A 1,135-nucleotide genomic window follows, 5' to 3' on the forward strand; every position below is an offset into this window, starting at 1 on the left:
GTCAGGGGGCGGGGGAGGAGGCGCCGGCCAGGGTCTGGATCCTGCCCGCGCCCAGTTGCGACTCGTAGTAGGAGCCGCCCGGCAGGTAGGCGGGAGTCTGCGTGCCGTTGAAGGCGTCCCTGGCCCAGGCGACCGCGAACGTCTGCAGGACCGCGACGTTCTCCGCCTTCGGCGTTCCGCAGGCGAGCGTCCCCACGGTGTCGGTGCTCGCGCCCTCGGCGTCGGTGTGCGCGCCGCCGGTCAGCCGGACGCCGACGAACGGTGCGTGCACGCCCGCCTGGACCGCGTCGGTGCCGCTGCCGCCGTTGTTGCAGATGCCGTCCGGCGCGGAGATCGTGCGGACCATGCGGCCGGTGCCGTCCACCGCCCGCAGCCCGGTGCCGAGGTTGTCGCCGATGAACGACTTCACCGGGTCCAGCAGGACGAGGCCGCGCAGCCGGGCCCACCCCGCCGCGCTGTCGGTGCGCAGGCGTCCGGCCACATGGCTGACGGCCTCGCCGCCCGCCGAGTGCCCGGAGAAGACGAGGGAGCCGGGCAGGGCGAGGCCGGGCCGTCCCGCTTCGGTCCTGGCCCTGGCGAAGCTGCGGCCGAGCTTGTCGGACGGGTCGCCCATCTTGGCGAACAGGTCGGCGACGTTGGCGAGGAAGCCGGTGTTGTTGCCGATGTTCTGCAGCGTGCAGCCGAACAGGTTGGCGCTGGGCAGGGTCGGGGCGAAGACCAGGTAGCCGGCCTCGGCGTACCGGGACGCCAGGTCGGCGACGTGGTCGTTGGCGCGGGCGAAGCCGTGCTGCAGCCACACGAGGCCCTGCGGGGAGCCGGAGGGGAAGTACCAGTCGGCGCTCTGGTTCAGGGTCGTGAACGCGCAGGGGATCTCGACGGTGGTCTGGACGCGGGAGACGGCGGCGTGGGCGGGGGTGATGGAGCCGGCGGCGGTCAGGGCAAGGGCGGCGGCGCTGGCCGCGGCCAGGGTCCGGACGGCGCGTACGGGGCGCATGCTGCCTCCGAGGAGCGGGCGCTGTTTCGACTAGCGAAACAGAGTTTCCAATATGGCCACCTCCATTAAGCACGCCGGGACGCGGGAAGGCAATGGGCCGCCGCCGCGGATCGGGCGGCGGAAGAGCCTGCGGGGGTAGGA

At 73.3% G+C, this 1,135-nt stretch carries 1 protein-coding gene; it reads right to left on the reverse strand.

The window, feature by feature from the left end:
* Position 1 precedes the first annotated feature (1 nt).
* On the reverse strand, positions 2–994 hold the full coding sequence (locus tag E1266_RS37350; RefSeq protein WP_132055312.1) for an alpha/beta hydrolase: 993 nt from the start codon (positions 992–994) through the stop codon (positions 2–4).
* Positions 995–1,135 lie beyond the last annotated feature (141 nt).

The sequence above is a fragment of the Actinomadura sp. 7K534 genome (genome assembly GCF_004348575.1).
GTDB classification, from domain to species: Bacteria; Actinomycetota; Actinomycetes; order Streptosporangiales; family Streptosporangiaceae; genus Spirillospora; species Spirillospora livida.